Source organism: Pseudomonas sp. ICBG1301 (assembly GCF_016918385.1).
In the GTDB taxonomy this organism is placed as follows: domain Bacteria; phylum Pseudomonadota; class Gammaproteobacteria; order Pseudomonadales; family Pseudomonadaceae; genus Aquipseudomonas; species Aquipseudomonas palleroniana.
Window position 1 is genome coordinate 106,108 of sequence record NZ_JAEKGB010000010.1, and the last position, 14,497, is coordinate 120,604.

General features: G+C 61.5%; 14 protein-coding genes. 12 read left to right on the top strand and 2 right to left on the bottom strand.

Going from position 1 to position 14,497, the window contains the following annotated elements:
• Window positions 1-41 precede the first annotated feature (41 nt).
• A complete protein-coding gene (locus JBE38_RS22500; protein ID WP_205345151.1) occupies window positions 42-2,138 on the top strand; it encodes a TonB-dependent siderophore receptor in 2,097 nt (698 codons plus the stop codon).
• Window positions 2,139-2,150: 12 nt separating this feature from the next.
• The gene (locus tag JBE38_RS22505) at window positions 2,151-2,870 is read left to right on the top strand and encodes a DUF4198 domain-containing protein (protein ID WP_205345152.1); all 720 of its coding nucleotides are present in this window, start codon (window positions 2,151-2,153) and stop codon (window positions 2,868-2,870) included.
• 6 nt (window positions 2,871-2,876) lie between these two features.
• On the opposite strand, the gene hemH is transcribed toward JBE38_RS22505, so the two are convergent.
• Both hemH and JBE38_RS22515 read right to left on the bottom strand, forming a co-directional pair.
• Entirely contained in the window at window positions 2,877-3,899 is a 1,023-nt protein-coding gene (gene hemH, locus JBE38_RS22510) for a ferrochelatase (protein WP_205345153.1), read from the bottom strand.
• 14 nt (window positions 3,900-3,913) lie between these two features.
• Window positions 3,914-4,813, bottom strand: a complete 900-nt coding sequence (locus tag JBE38_RS22515; RefSeq protein WP_090366893.1) for a TIGR01777 family oxidoreductase — start codon at window positions 4,811-4,813, stop codon at window positions 3,914-3,916.
• Between the two features lie 226 nt (window positions 4,814-5,039).
• Between JBE38_RS22515 and JBE38_RS22520 the strand changes: the two genes are divergently transcribed.
• From JBE38_RS22520 to JBE38_RS22565, 10 genes are all read left to right on the top strand, one after another.
• Window positions 5,040-6,026 carry an NAD(P)/FAD-dependent oxidoreductase gene (locus tag JBE38_RS22520; protein ID WP_060754834.1) on the top strand — a complete coding sequence of 329 codons (987 nt, stop codon included), beginning with the start codon at window positions 5,040-5,042 and terminating at the stop codon, window positions 6,024-6,026.
• 113 nt (window positions 6,027-6,139) lie between these two features.
• The gene (locus JBE38_RS22525) at window positions 6,140-7,099 is read left to right on the top strand and encodes a YbgA family protein (protein ID WP_205345154.1); all 960 of its coding nucleotides are present in this window, start codon (window positions 6,140-6,142) and stop codon (window positions 7,097-7,099) included.
• A gap of 5 nt (window positions 7,100-7,104) precedes the next feature.
• The gene (locus tag JBE38_RS22530) at window positions 7,105-8,034 is read left to right on the top strand and encodes a MerR family transcriptional regulator (protein ID WP_060754832.1); all 930 of its coding nucleotides are present in this window, start codon (window positions 7,105-7,107) and stop codon (window positions 8,032-8,034) included.
• Window positions 8,035-9,477 (top strand): deoxyribodipyrimidine photo-lyase, encoded by a 1,443-nt coding sequence (phrB, locus tag JBE38_RS22535; protein WP_205345155.1) that lies wholly within the window; start codon window positions 8,035-8,037, stop codon window positions 9,475-9,477.
• Window positions 9,470-9,892, top strand: coding sequence for a nuclear transport factor 2 family protein (locus tag JBE38_RS22540; protein WP_205345156.1), 423 nt, complete (start codon window positions 9,470-9,472; stop codon window positions 9,890-9,892). The genes phrB and JBE38_RS22540 overlap by 8 nt, the downstream gene beginning before the upstream one ends.
• Window positions 9,889-10,671 carry an SDR family NAD(P)-dependent oxidoreductase gene (locus JBE38_RS22545; RefSeq protein WP_060754829.1) on the top strand — a complete coding sequence of 261 codons (783 nt, stop codon included), beginning with the start codon at window positions 9,889-9,891 and terminating at the stop codon, window positions 10,669-10,671. The genes JBE38_RS22540 and JBE38_RS22545 overlap by 4 nt, the downstream gene beginning before the upstream one ends.
• Window positions 10,668-11,915 carry an FAD-dependent oxidoreductase gene (locus tag JBE38_RS22550; protein ID WP_205345157.1) on the top strand — a complete coding sequence of 416 codons (1,248 nt, stop codon included), beginning with the start codon at window positions 10,668-10,670 and terminating at the stop codon, window positions 11,913-11,915. The genes JBE38_RS22545 and JBE38_RS22550 overlap by 4 nt, the downstream gene beginning before the upstream one ends.
• Entirely contained in the window at window positions 11,912-12,721 is an 810-nt protein-coding gene (locus JBE38_RS22555; RefSeq protein ID WP_205345158.1) for a DUF1365 family protein, read from the top strand. The genes JBE38_RS22550 and JBE38_RS22555 overlap by 4 nt, the downstream gene beginning before the upstream one ends.
• Window positions 12,708-13,979, top strand: a complete 1,272-nt coding sequence (locus JBE38_RS22560; protein WP_090366905.1) for an SAM-dependent methyltransferase — start codon at window positions 12,708-12,710, stop codon at window positions 13,977-13,979. Before JBE38_RS22555 ends, JBE38_RS22560 begins: the two co-directional genes overlap by 14 nt.
• Window positions 13,972-14,463: a DUF2878 domain-containing protein gene (locus JBE38_RS22565; protein WP_090366907.1), complete on the top strand. Its 492-nt coding sequence runs from the start codon at window positions 13,972-13,974 to the stop codon at window positions 14,461-14,463. The genes JBE38_RS22560 and JBE38_RS22565 overlap by 8 nt, the downstream gene beginning before the upstream one ends.
• Window positions 14,464-14,497 lie beyond the last annotated feature (34 nt).

Consider the following 14,497-nt stretch of genomic DNA (forward strand, 5'->3'; position numbering starts at 1 on the left):
CATGTTATATTGTTTCAATATCGCTATTGGAACGCTCTATCATGTCGTCTCGAAAGTTTGTGCCCTTGGCCGGCCTGGCCCTGGGTTTGCTGCTGGACCCCGCCTACGCCGAAGACAATACCGTTGAACTGGATGCCATCAGCGTCACCACCGACGCCTATGAATCCGCCACAGGTCCGGTTGAAGGCTATCGCGCCACGCGCTCTGCCAGCGCGACCAAAACTGACACCGCGATTCGCGACATCCCCCAATCGATCAGCGTGATCCCTGCCACGGTGCTCAAGGACCTGGGCAGCCACAACGTTGAGCGCGCCCTGGAATATGCAGGCGGTGTGTCCAAGCAAAACAACTTCGGCGGCCTGACGCTCTACGAATACAGCGTGCGAGGCTTCACCACCTCCGAGTTCTACCAGGACGGTTTCAGCGCCAACCGCGGCTACCCGAGTACACCGGACACGGCCAATATCGAGCGCATTGAAGTGCTCAAGGGCCCTGCTGCCAGCCTGTATGGGCGTGGAGATCCGGGCGGCACCGTCAACATCGTCACCAAGAAACCTCAACCGGATGCCTTCACCACCCTGCAAACCAGCGCCGGCAGTTGGGACCGCTACCGTACCGCCATAGACGTCAATACGCCGCTGGACAGCGAAGGCAACCTACTGTCGCGGGTCAACCTGGCGGTGGAGGACAACCACAGTTTCCGCGATCACGTGGATGCAAAGCGGGTGTTTGTCGCACCGTCCTTCAGCTTTCAACTGACGCCGGACACCCACCTGCTGGTAGAAAGTGAATTCGTACGCCACAGCTCGACATTCGATCGCGGCATCGTCGCCAACACCGGCATGTCCCGCTCCACATTTCTCGGCGAACCCAACGACGGCAATATCCGCAACCACAACAATCGGATCCAGGCCGCTATCGAACACAGCCTCGACGACACCTGGCAATTGCGCCTAGCCAGCCATTACAAACAAGGCAGCCTGTGGGGCGATGCCTCGGAAAGCCGAGCACTGAACGCCGACGGGCACACCGTCAACCGCCGCTACCGTGAGCGCTCCACCGGCTGGCACGACAGCATCACCCAACTGGAACTGCGCGGCCGGTTCGATATCGGCAGTTGGCAACACGAACTGCTGATCGGTACCGAGTACGAGGACTACCGCAAGAAGGAACGTGTCACCGCGATTGCCGGCAGCCCTTACGCCATAGACGTCTTCCACCCCGTGTATGGCCAGCCCAAACCCAACGGCACGCGCTCCGGCACAGACGTCTATGAACAAGTCAAAAGCCAGGCGCTGAACCTGCAGGATCAGATCGTCTTCACCGACCGCCTGCGCGGCATGCTTGGCGCGCGTTTGGAGCATGTGGAACAAAGCACTGAGGACTTCACACGCAACCACGCCAAGAGCCGGCAAACCCATTACACCCTGACCCAGCGCGCCGGCCTGCTGTACCAACTCACACCGCAAGTCGGCCTGTTTGCCAACGCCTCGACATCGTTCAAACCCAATAATGGCCTGGATGCCGGTGGCAAATCCTTCAAGCCGGAAGAAGGCGTGGGCTATGAAGTGGGTATCAAGAGCGAGCTGTTCGACGACCGCCTCAGCACCACCCTTGCCGCCTTCCATATCGACAAGGAAAACGTCCTGGCCCTGGACCCGGCCACCGACACCCAGCGCGCCATGGGCAAGGCCCGCAGCCGAGGTTTTGACCTGCAAGCCAGCGGGCAAGTGAGCGACGCCGTACGAGTCATCGGCGCCTTCGCCTACATCGACGCCGAAGTCACCCAGGGTGATAAAGCCATTCCAACCGGCAGCCGCATTCTCGGCGTGGCCAAGCGCAGCGCCAGCCTGCTGGGCGTGTACGAATTCCAGGATGGCGCGCTGCGCGGTTCGGACCTGGGCGCGGCATTCACCTATGTCGGTGACCGCTCCGGGGAAGCGGGCAGCCACTTCGAATTGCCGGCCTATCACACCGTCGACCTGCTGGCCCATTACAAGGCCAGCGAGCAGGTGACCGTGGGCCTGAACCTCAACAACCTGTTCGATGAAAAATACTACGAGCGCTCCTACAGCACCTACTGGGTCACACCCGGCGAGCCGCGCAACCTGACCCTGAGCTTGACCCTCAACTTGTAAAAGGACCCCATCATGCACCCACTCAAACCCCTAGCCCTGGTTGGCCTGCTGTTCGCCACTCAGGTATCGGCACACGGCCTGTGGACCGAAGAACGTCGCGGCAACATCGAAGTGATCTACGGCCATGGCGCCGAGGACAACGCTTTCAAGGCCCAGAAAATCAGCGGCGCCTGGGCCTACGACGCCAGCGGCAAAATGATCCCGGTGACTGTGCAGCGCCTTGACGATCACGCACGCCTCAAGCCGCTCAAGGCACCGGCAGTATTGGCAGTGGCGCTGGATAACGGCATGTGGTCGCAAACGGCGGATAAACAGTGGATCAACAAAGGGCGCACCCAGGTGCCTGGAGCCATTGAGTCGACGCAGACCTTCAAGTACAGCCTGGCGATTTACACGCCTGGCGCCAAGCTGCCCAAGCTGGACGCACTCAAGTTGCTGATCCTGCCGGAAGTCGACCCGCTGACTGTCGGCCCGGGTCGATCATTGCCCGTGCGAGTGCTGCTCGACGGCAAGCCGGTGGCCGGGGTCAAGCTGGTGGGCGATTATCGCAACGCACCGAACACCTTGAGCACCGAAACCGATAAAGACGGACGTGCCCAGGTGCTGGTGCGCAATGAGGGCTTGAACGTGATCGCCGCGCAGGTGGTCGTACCGCTCAAGGACAACCCCGATGTGGCGACACGTGGGTTATTCACTTCGCTGACGTTCCTCGGCGAACCTCACCACGAGTGAGGGTGTTCAGAGGTCCAACGGCGCTCTTTCACACAGTGTGTTGAGCGCCACTGCCCAATGCGGGTCGTCATTGAGGCATGGCACCAACACCAACTCCTCGCCCCCCGCTTCGCGGAATTGTTCCAACCCGCGATCGCCGATCTCTTCCAGCGTCTCGATGCAATCAGCGACAAACGCCGGGCACATCACCAGCAGCTTTTTAACCCCCTGCTGAGCCAGGGTCTCAAGGCGCGCCTCGGTGTAGGGTTCGATCCACTTCGCCCGGCCCAGCCGCGATTGAAAAGCCACCGACCACTTGTCTTCGGGCAGCCCCATGCGCGCGGCAAACTCCCGCGCCACACTGAAGCACTGGCCACGGTAACAAGTCGCCCGCACTTCGGGTGACGCGTTGGCACAGCAGTCCGTGGCGCCATCAAAGGCATGGCTTGGGTTGAGCTTCTTCAGGTGCCGCTCCGGCAGGCCGTGAAAGCTGAACAGCAAGTGATCGTAGTCCTGCTGCAGATGCGGCTTGGCACTGGCGACCAAGGCATCGAGGTATTCGGGCTGGTCGTAGAAGGGCTGCAGGATGGCAAGGCGCACGTCGAGCTTTTTGTCCCGCATCACGCGCCGCGCCTCTTCCACCACGGTGGTCACGGTGCTGTCGGCAAACTGCGGATACAACGGCGCCAGGGTGACGTTGCGGATACCTTGGCTCGCCAGCCGGGTCAACACGCTTTCAATCGAGGGCTCGCCATACCGCATGGCCAGCTCGACCGGGCCTTGGGTCCATTGCGCCGTCATCTGCTGCTGCAGGCGACGGCTGAGCACCACCAGCGGGGAGCCTTCTTCCCACCAGATCGAGGCATAAGCGTGGGCCGATTGTTCGGGCCGCTTGATCAGGATCAGCGATACCAGCAAACGCCGCACCGGCCACGGCAGGTCGATCACGTAGGGGTCCATCAGGAACTGATTGAGGTAGCTGCGCACATCGGCCACCGAAGTGGACGCCGGTGAGCCCAGGTTGACCAGTAACAACGCGTGATCCGTCATGCAACATCCTATCTCTAGAGGCGGCTGGACAAATCTTCCAGGGCCGCGTGCAAATCAGTGAACTGAAAAGTGAAACCGGCGGCCAGTAGCCGTTCGGGGACGGCTTTCTGCCCGCCCAGCAACAACCCGGACAACTCGCCCAAACCAACCTTCAACGCCAAGGCCGGCATCGGCATGAATGCGGGGCGGTGCAGCACCTGGCCCAGCGTCTTGGCAAACTCGCGGTTACGCACCGGGTGAGGGGCGCAGGCATTATAAGGACCACTGGCGTCAGGCTTGTGCAGAAGAAAATCAATCAGGGCGATTTGATCTTTGATATGGACCCACGGCATCCATTGCCGACCATCGCCGATCGGCCCGCCCAACGCCAGCTTGAACGGCAGTAGCAACCGCGACAAAAAGCCGCCCTCGGCTGCCAGCACCAGGCCGGTGCGCACCAGCACCACGCGCAGGCCCAATGCTTCGGCGCGCAATGCCGTTTCTTCCCAGGCGATACACAGCTGGCTGGGAAAATCATCCTGCACCGGACCGCTCGCCTCGCTCAGCTCGCGCTCGCCGCCATCGCCATACCAGCCCACCGCAGAGCCGGAAATCAACACGGCCGGTTTCTGCTCGAGGCTTTCCATCCATGCCACCAGGGTTTCGGTGAGGCTGATACGGCTGCTCCACAGCAGCGTCTTGCGCTTCTTCGTCCACGGGCGATCGGCAATCGGCGCGCCGGCCAGGTTAACGACAGCGTCCACCGCGCCGATAACCTCTTGCAGGCTGCCGACACCCAGCACTTGCTCGCCACAGAGTCGGGCGACCTGCTCCGGGTCACGACTCCACACGGTCAGGCGATGGCCTTGAGCGAGCCAATAGCGGCAGAGTTGGCGACCGATCAAACCAGTACCGCCGGTCAGCAAAATATGCATAAGACGCTCCTCATGTAACGTTTGCCGCCCGCCACTGGTCTATTTTATAAGCAGGGTTCATTTGTTATCGGGCGTAGCCGTGGCCTAGAACCGCAGGGTTCCAAGCCTCTGCTTTAACCATAGGTCACGTTGTAAGAACAGTTACGCCAAAACTTATACCAAAAAACAATATTGTACAGCTATTAGTGTCGGCGTAGGCTGTACCCAACGGTAAACGAGGCCTTCCATGACTGTTCCCATCGCGATCATCGGCACCGGCATCGCCGGTCTCTCCGCCGCCCGAGCGTTACAAGACGCGGGGCACACCGTACAACTCTTCGATAAAAGCCGTGGCAGTGGCGGGCGCATGTCCAGCAAGCGCAGCGATGCCGGCTCACTGGACATGGGCGCGCAATACTTCACCGCCCGCGACCGACGTTTCGTCAACGAAGTACAGCGCTGGCAGAGCAATGGCTGGGCCGAACAATGGAAACCGCAGCTGTACAACTTCAAGTCCGGCCAGCTCAGCCCCTCCCCCGATGAACAAAGCCGCTGGGTGGGTACGCCGCGCATGAGCGCCATCACCCGCGCCTTGCTCGACGACCTGCCGGTCGAGTTTGGTTGCCGCATCACCGAAGTGTTTCAAGGCGAACACCATTGGAACCTGCTGGACGCCGACGGCGGCAATCACGGCCCGTTCAGCCACGTAGTGATCGCTACGCCGGCCCCTCAAGCAACGGCTCTGCTGGCCGCCGCGCCCAAGCTGGCGAGTGCCGCCGCCGGGGTAAAAATGGACCCGACCTGGGCCATCGCCCTCGCGTTCGACCAGCCTCTGGATACCCCCATGGAAGGCTGCTTCGTCCAAGACAGCCCTCTCGACTGGCTGGCACGCAATCGCAGCAAGCCGGGGCGCGACAGCGCGCTCGACACCTGGGTACTGCACGCCACCAGCGCCTGGAGCAAAGCTCATCTGGACCTCTCCAAGGAAGCCGTGATCGAGCACTTGCACGGCGCCTTCGCTGAACTGCTGCACTGTGCCATGCCAGCACCGTCGTTCAGCGTGGCGCATCGCTGGTTGTACGCCCGGCCGTCCAGCAGCCATGAGTTCGGCGTATTGGCCGACGCTGACCTGGGCCTGTACGTATGCGGCGACTGGTGCCTGTCCGGTCGAGTGGAAGGGGCTTGGCTCAGCGGCCAGGAAGCAGCGCGACGGCTGATCGAACATATGGCGTAGTTCACGCTTAAAAAAATTGTACAAAACATTTGATTTGTACAACATTAAACCTATGATGAATGTAGTTGTACGAGCCTCCACGGCTTGTACAGGAATTTCACAGAGGTTTGGTCATGTCCCGCACTGCAAAACCGAAGATCGCCATCAGTGCCTGCCTGCTCGGCGAGAACGTGCGCTTCAATGGCGGACACAAACAATCCCTGTTGTGCAGTCAGACCCTCGCCGACTATTTCGACTTTGTGCCGGTATGCCCCGAAGTGGCGATCGGCATGGGCATCCCCCGCGAACCGATTCGCCTGGTAGGCGACCCGGCGCAGCCGCAAGCCGTCGGTACCGTACGCCGCGAACTGAATGTCACCCAGCCGCTGGATAATTATGGCCAGCAAATGGCTGAGCAACATACCGACCTGTGCGGCTACATCTTTATGCAGAAATCGCCGTCGTGCGGCCTGGAGCGGGTCAAGGTCTACCGCGACAACGGCACGCCCGTCGATGGCGGCGGCCGGGGCATTTATGCCCAGGCGTTTTGCACACGTCACCCCAACCTGCCGGTGGAGGAAGACGGCCGCCTGAATGACCCGGTGCTGCGGGAAAACTTCCTGACCCGCGTCTTCGTCTATGCCAGTTGGCAACAGCTATTGGCTGAGGGCCTCACCCGCCATCGCCTGCTGGCTTTCCATTCGCGCTACAAATACTTGCTGATGGCCCATAGCCCGGCGCATTACAAAAGCCTCGGCCACCTCCTTGGCAGCATGACCAAAGACATCGACTTGGAAAACCTGGCTGCCGGGTATTTCAGCGAGTTGATGACCGGCCTGAAAAAATGCGCCACCCGTGGCACCCACACCAACGTGCTGCAACACATCAGCGGCTACCTCAAACAGGCCATCAGCGCCGAGGATAAGCAAGAAATGCAAACGGTCATCGGCCAATACCGCCATGGCATCGTACCGCTGGTGGTGCCGCTGACCTTGCTCAAGCATCACTTTCGCCAACACCCGGACCGCTATATCGCGCAGCAGGCGTACCTGCAACCGCACCCGGAAAACCTCAGCCTGCGAAACGCGATCTGACTCATATGAAAGCTGCCCTGCTAGACGAACCCGGCGAGGACATCGCGCAAGCCCTGCAAAATGGCTGGCTGCCGATCCGTGAAGTGGCGCGCCAGACCGGTGTCAACCCGGTCACCCTGCGCGCCTGGGAACGCCGTTATGGCCTGATCGTGCCGCAGCGTACGCCCAAGGGCCACCGGCTGTTCAGCGCCGAGCATGTCCAACGTATCCACACCATTCTGACCTGGCTCAATCGCGGCGTGCCGGTCAGCCAGGTGAAATCCCTGATCGACTCCGCCCAATCCCCACCTGACGCCGTCGAAAACGAATGGCACGCCCTGCGCCAGACACTGGTGCAGGCCATCAGCGAGCTGGCCGAGCGCCGGGTCGACGATGCGTTCAACCAGGCCATGGCGTTGTACCCGCCACGGACCTTGTGCGAGCAATTAATGCTGCCGCTGCTCAATGAACTGGAGCAAAAGTGGCAGGGCCAACTCGGCGCACAAATGGAGCGGGTGTTTTTCCTGTCATGGCTGCGCAGCAAGTTCGGCGCGCGCATCTATCACAACAATCGTCAACTGCATGGCGCCCCGTTGCTGCTGATCAACCATTCCGACTTGCCCGTGGAGCCGCACCTGTGGCTGTGCGCCTGGCTGGCCAGCAGCGCCGACTGCCCGGTGGAAGTCTTCGACTGGCCACTGCCGGCCGGCGAACTGGCGCTGGCCGTGGCTCACCTGAAACCCCGCGCCGTGGTGCTGTATTCGAGCAAATCGCTTCAGTTGGCGGCGCTGCCCAAGCACTTGAGCGGCGTTGCTTGCCCTCTATTGATTGCCGGCCCCACGGTATGCATTCACCAAGCCGAACTGGTCGCGTTGAGCCGTGATACCCCGCAATTGTTCGTGGCCGAAGACCCGTTGTCGGCTCATCAGCTATTGATCCAGCGTGGAATTGTCTAAATGCATTTGATCTGGCTGCGCACCGACCTGCGCCTACACGACAACACCGCCCTGGCTGCCGCATGCCGGCGAGGCCCGACCGCGGCCATCTACGTGATCACGCCCGAACAATGGCTGGCTCACGATGATGCACCGTGCAAAGTCGACTTCTGGTTGCGCAACCTGCAGCACTTGAGCCAGACGCTGGGCACGCTGAATATTCCTTTGCTGATTCGCACAGCTGCGACCTGGGAAGAGGTACCGGGCGTGCTGAGCGCACTGTGTCGGGAGCTGTCGGTCGCGTCGGTGCATGTCAACGAGGAATACGGCATCCACGAAAGCCGCCGCGATGCCGCAGTGGCCAAGGCCCTGGAAGCCGACGGCGTGACGTTCCACAGCTACCTCGACCGACTGTTTTTCCAGCCAGGCAGCGTACTGACCAAGACCGGCACCTACTTTCAGGTATTCAGCCAGTTCCGCAAAGTCTGCTATACCCGCCTGCATAGCGCCTTGCCGCCGATCGTGCCCACGCCAGAAGCCCAGGCACCACTCAAGCTCGACAGTGATGCTGTGCCAACCACCGTTGAAGGCTTCGAAACACCCAGTGAAAGCCTGCGTGCCCTGTGGCCTGCGGGTGAGGACGAGGCCCGCCGCCGTCTCGATGCTTTCGCCGATCAACAGATCAGCTACTACAAGGACGAACGCGACTATCCGGCCAAACCCGGCACCAGCCAGCTATCGGCATACCTTGCCGCCGGCGTGGTGTCGCCGCGCCAATGCCTGCATGCCGCGCTGCAAACCAACCAGGGTGAATTCGAAAGCGGCGACATCGGCGCTATCACCTGGATCAACGAGCTGCTCTGGCGCGAGTTCTACAAACATATCCTCGTCGGCTACCCGCGCGTGTCGCGCCATCGCGCCTTCCGCCCCGAAACCGAAGCCGTGGCCTGGCGCCACGCGCCCAAGGAGCTGGCCGCCTGGCAGCAAGCACGCACCGGCCTGCCGATCATCGACGCCGCCATGCGCCAATTGCTGGAAACCGGCTGGATGCACAACCGCCTGCGCATGGTCGTGGCGATGTTCCTGACCAAGAACCTGTTGATCGACTGGCGTGAGGGCGAGCGCTTTTTCATGCGCCACCTGATCGACGGCGACCTGGCCGCCAATAACGGTGGCTGGCAGTGGAGCGCCTCCACCGGGACCGACTCGGCGCCGTACTTCCGGATTTTCAGCCCATTGAGCCAATCGGAAAAATTCGACGGCGAGGGCGTGTTCATCAAGCGCTGGCTGCCGGAACTGGCCGCGCTGAATAAAAAACAAGTGCACAACCCGGAGTCCGTCGGCGGCCTGTTCGGCGTGGCCGATTACCCGCGCCCGATGGTCGACCTGAAACACTCCCGCGAGCGCGCACTGGCCGCGTTCCGCAGCCTGCCGCAACGCCAGGAGGCGGCTGAACATGAGTGATTTCCTGCAACGGTTCGCCCAGGCCTTCGCCGCGTTGGACAAGCACAACCTGCACCGGCTCGACAGCCTGTACAGCCCGGACATCGTATTCGCCGACCCGCTGCACGAAGTCCACGGGCTCCCCGCAATGCACCGTTACTTCACCCAGCTGTACAGCCACGTCAACCAGTTGCGCTTTGACTTCCAGGGGTTTGACCAAGTGGCGGAAGGCGAAGGCTACCTGCGCTGGAACATGAGTTTTCGCCACCCACGCCTGAACCACGGTGAGGAGGTGAACGTACAAGGCTGCTCACACCTGATGTGGCACGAAAAGGTCTACCGCCATCGCGACTATTTTGATGCAGGCGCACTGCTCTATGAACACTTGCCGCTATTCGGCCGATTGATCCGTTGGCTGAAGAGGAGACTGGGATGAGCCCTACACCGCCCCGCCGTTATTGGCTGACCGGCGCCAGCAGTGGCATCGGTGCCGCGCTCGCCGTGGAATTGCTCAACAGCGGTGCCCACGTGGCACTGAGCGCGCGCACCAAAGGCCCGCTGGAAGCACTCGCCCAACGTTATTCGGGGCAGGTGCTGGTAGTGGCCGGCGACCTGACCAACAGTCAGACCGTACGCGAGATCGGCGAGCGGATCGAGGCGGCCTGGGGTTCGCTGGACACGGTGATCCTCAACGCCGGCACCTGTGAATATGTCGATGCCAAACAGTTCGACTCATCGATCATCGAGTACGTGATACGCACCAACCTGCTGGCCAGCAGTTACTGCATCGAGGCCGCCTTGCCGCTCTTGCGCAAAGGGCAGAGTCCGCATCTGGTGGGGGTAGCCAGCGCGGTGACGTACCTGCCGATGCCCCGTGCCGAGGCCTATGGTGCGTCCAAGGCCGGGCTGCGCTACCTGTTCGAAGCGCTGCGCATCAGCCTATCACCGGAGAATATCGACGTGACGGTGATCAGCCCGGGCTTTGTCGACACGCCACTGACCGAACGCAATGATTTCCCGATGCCCTTGAGTTGGTCCGCCGACAAGGCGGCGAAGCATATCTTCGGCCAGCTTGCCAAACGGCCTTTGGAAATCGCCTTTCCCGCACTGTTCATCGCCACGTTGTGGCCGTTGTCGAAACTGCCCAACCGTGCGCAACTGATCATCGGCAAACGCATGCTGCGCAGCCCGCCACCGCAGAAGGACGACCTGTGAAGATCGCCATTATCGGCAGCGGCATCGCCGGGCTGACCAGCGCCTACCTGCTCAACCGTCGCCACGACATTACCCTGTTCGAGGCCGGCGACCGTATTGGCGGACATACCCACACCGCCAACGTGACGGTCGAGGGCAGGCACTATGCGGTGGACACCGGTTTCATCGTGTTCAACAACTGGACCTACCCCCACTTCATTCGCCTGCTGGAGCAGCTTGGGGTGAAATTCAAACCCACTGAGATGAGCTTCTCGGTGTGCGACCAGAGCAGCGGTTTCGAGTACAACGGCAATAACCTCAACAGTCTCTTTGCCCAGCGCCGCAACATCCTGTCGCCAGGATTCTGGGGCATGCTGCGCGACATCCTGCGCTTCAACCATCAGGCGCCGCTGGACCTGCAACAGCAGCGCATCAGCGCCGAGATGACCCTGGGGGCTTATCTGGAAGCGGGCGGTTATGGCCAAAGGTTTATCCGGCACTACATTGTGCCGATGGGCGCGGCGATCTGGTCGATGTCCATGGCGGATATGCTCGGGTTTCCCTTGCAGTTCTTTGTGCGTTTCTTCAAGAACCACGGTTTGCTGTCGGTAAACAAACGGCCGCAGTGGTGCGTGATCGAAGGTGGCTCCAGCCGTTACATAGAACCGTTGACCCAAGGCTTTCGCGAGCGGATCCGCCTCAATTGCCCTGTGCATAAGGTCGAGCGCACGCCTGAGGGCGTGGTTATCCACAGCCCTGCCGGCAGCGAGGCCTTTGACCGGGTAGTGTTGGCCTGCCACAGCGATCAAGCCCTGGCGTTGCTCGCCGACCCGAGCCAGGCCGAACAGGAGATCCTAGGCGCCCTGCCCTACGCCAACAACGATGTGGTGCTGCACACCGATACGCGCCTGTTGCCTGAGCGCAAGCTCGCCTGGGCCAGTTGGAACTACCGGCTGGCCGGCGATGCGCAGACGCAGGCGGCCGTGACCTATGACATGAACATCCTGCAAGGCATCGACAGCGAGACGACCTTCTGCGTCAGCCTCAACCAGACACCGATGATCAACCCACTGAAGATCCTCGGGCGCTACACCTATGCCCATCCGCAATACAGCCTCGCGGCAGTGGCCGCACAAGCGCGCTGGGAAGAATTGCACGGCGCGCGCCACACCTTTTATTGCGGCGCCTACTGGGCCAACGGTTTTCACGAAGACGGCGTGGTCAGCGCCCTGCGCGTGGCGCAAGCCTTTGGAGAAAGCCTGTGAACAGCGCCTTGTACAGCGGCTGGATCGCCCATCGCCGGTTTGCGCCCAGAGGCCATGCCTTTCGCTACCGCATCGGCCTGCTGTACCTGGACTTGAACGAAGAACACCAAGTACTCGGGCTGTCCCCCTTGGCCGGCGCCGGCCGGCTGGCCCCCTTCGGTTTTCGTCAGCAGGATTACCTGCGTGAGTTCACTCGCCATGGCATGAATTTGAGCGACGCCGTGCGCCAACAAGTCGGCCAGGCGCTGGGGCGCACACCCCAAGGCGCTATCTGCCTGCTGACCCAGGCCCGCAGTTGGGGCCTGGCGTTCAACCCGGTGAGCTTCTTCTATTGCTACGAGGCTGATGGATCACTGGCCGCCATCCTGTGTGAAGTGACCAACACCCCGTGGCGCGAACGCTACCACTACGTACTGCCGGCCCAGGCCCTCGATGCCGGTGAGCACCAGCACTTCGCCGTAGCCAAGGCGTTTCATGTGTCGCCGTTTTTGCCCCGCGACCTGGAATATCGCATGAGTTTCAGCCCTCCCGGCGCCAGGCTGGGCGTGCATATGGCTGATTGGCAGGGCGCGCAAAAAGTCTTCGACGCCACCTTGAGCCTGCAACGGCAAGCACTGGATCGGGCCAGCCTGCATCGCTACCTGTGGCGCTTTCCCTGGATGACCGCCAAGACCTGCCTGGCGATTTACTGGCAGGCGCTGCGCCTGCTGCTCAAACGCACACCGATTTTTTCCCATCAGGCCGCCGATGGCGCCTCTCGCACTGCAGTCGGGTATACCAAGGATCACCGCCATGAAATCCCCTAGCTTATCGGTCAAGCCCCACCGCATGAACGTCAACGGCATGACCGGCGCCCTGCTGCGCAAAGGCGTGCTGCGTCAACTCAGCCAACTGCGCCACGGTCAACTGGTGGTGATCGAGGACGGCGAACGGCAGGTGTTCGGCGCACGGGAAGCGCATTTGCTTGGGGAAATCCACATCCTCGATTCGGCGGTATGGGGCCTGGTGGCGGCCAACGGCTCTATCGGTGCCGGTGAGGCGTTCATTCATGGTTACTGGAGCAGCCCGGACCTGACCGCCGTGGTGCGAGTGATGGTCAGCAACCTGGAGGTGCTCGACGCCATGGAGGGCGGCCTGGCGCGCCTGGCCCGACCGTTCACCCAGGCGTTGCACTGGCTCAACCGCAATACCCGCAAGGGCTCGCAGAAGAATATCGCGGCCCATTACGACCTGGGCAATGACCTGTTCGAAGCATTCCTCGACCCGACCATGATGTATTCGGCAGCCCAATTCCTCACGCCCGATGACACCCTGGAACAGGCGCAGCTGAACAAGCTTGCACGCATCTGCCAGAAACTGGCACTCAAGCCCACCGACCACTTGCTGGAAATCGGCACCGGCTGGGGCAGCATGGCGCTGTACGCGGCGCAGCACTACGGCTGCAAGGTCACCACCACGACGCTGTCCAAAGAGCAGTTCGCCTACACCGAGAAACGCATCGAGGCGCTGGGATTGCAGGGCCAGGTCACCCTGTTGCTGCAGGATTACCGCGACCTGAGCGGCCAGTACGACAAGCTGGTGTCCATCGAAATGATTGAAGCGGTCGGCCATCGTTTCCTGCCCACCTACTTCAAGCAATGCGCCCACCTGCTCAAGCCGCAGGGCCTGATGTTGCTGCAAGCCATCACCATTCGCGAGCAACGCTTCGAACAGGCCAAGCGCAGCGTCGACTTTATCCAACGCTACATTTTCCCCGGTGGCGCCCTGCCGTGCGTGCAAAACATGCTGCAGATCGTCTGCCGTGACACCGACATGAACCTGCTGCACATGGAAGACTTCGGCCTGCATTACGCACGCACCCTGCGCCTGTGGCATGAAAACCTGCGCCGCGCTCACGCGCGGCTCTCCGAGCTGGGCTACGATGAGTACTTCCTGCGTTTGTGGGAGTTCTACCTGTGCTACTGCGAAGGAGGCTTCATGGAACGAACCATTGGCACCGCGCAGTTACTGCTGGCCAAACCCGCGGCGATCACCCCGCCCTTGCTCGGGCGCTTCAGTGCTTAAACCCTTGGCAAACGCCGTGCTATTCCAGTGCGGCTGGTTTGCCTGTGTGCTCGGCGGTGACAGTCGCTGGTTACTGGTGGGAGGCGCGGTGCTGGCCATCCACTTGCTATGGACCAGTTCATGGTCCCAGGAAGGCCAGGTGATCCTTGCCGTGGCCTTGCTGGGCATCGTGATCGATACCTTCCTACGTACATTTGGGGTGTTTCATTTCAGCTTTCCAGGGCCGCTGATTCCGTTTTGGCTGATGCTGCTGTGGGCGTTGCTGGCAACCACCCTGCGGCATTGCCTGGCCTGGAGCGCTCAGCCGTGGTGGCGGGCGAGCCTGTTGGGGGCGATCGGCGGGCCGTTGTCTTATTACGCCGGTAGCCACTTGGCGGGCGTGCGTTTCGGCTACGGCACGACACTCACCCTCATCGGCCTGGCGCTGCTCTGGGCGGCGCTGTTCCCACTGCTGCACTGGATCGCACGGCAACTGGAGCAGTGACGTCTGTCAGAGCATTCATACGCATATCATGCGC

Excerpts from the sequence above, each read along its gene's own strand:
- JBE38_RS22500 (WP_205345151.1), top strand. The coding sequence starts at position 42 with ATGTCGTCTCGAAAGTTTGTGCCCTTGGCCGGCCTGGCCCTGGGTTTG.
- JBE38_RS22505 (WP_205345152.1), top strand. The coding sequence starts at position 2,151 with ATGCACCCACTCAAACCCCTAGCCCTGGTTGGCCTGCTGTTCGCCACT.
- hemH (WP_205345153.1), bottom strand. The coding sequence starts at position 3,899 with ATGACGGATCACGCGTTGTTACTGGTCAACCTGGGCTCACCGGCGTCC.
- JBE38_RS22515 (WP_090366893.1), bottom strand. The coding sequence starts at position 4,813 with ATGCATATTTTGCTGACCGGCGGTACTGGTTTGATCGGTCGCCAACTC.
- JBE38_RS22520 (WP_060754834.1), top strand. The coding sequence starts at position 5,040 with ATGACTGTTCCCATCGCGATCATCGGCACCGGCATCGCCGGTCTCTCC.
- JBE38_RS22525 (WP_205345154.1), top strand. The coding sequence starts at position 6,140 with ATGTCCCGCACTGCAAAACCGAAGATCGCCATCAGTGCCTGCCTGCTC.
- JBE38_RS22530 (WP_060754832.1), top strand. The coding sequence starts at position 7,105 with ATGAAAGCTGCCCTGCTAGACGAACCCGGCGAGGACATCGCGCAAGCC.
- phrB (WP_205345155.1), top strand. The coding sequence starts at position 8,035 with ATGCATTTGATCTGGCTGCGCACCGACCTGCGCCTACACGACAACACC.
- JBE38_RS22540 (WP_205345156.1), top strand. The coding sequence starts at position 9,470 with ATGAGTGATTTCCTGCAACGGTTCGCCCAGGCCTTCGCCGCGTTGGAC.
- JBE38_RS22545 (WP_060754829.1), top strand. The coding sequence starts at position 9,889 with ATGAGCCCTACACCGCCCCGCCGTTATTGGCTGACCGGCGCCAGCAGT.
- JBE38_RS22560 (WP_090366905.1), top strand. The coding sequence starts at position 12,708 with ATGAAATCCCCTAGCTTATCGGTCAAGCCCCACCGCATGAACGTCAAC.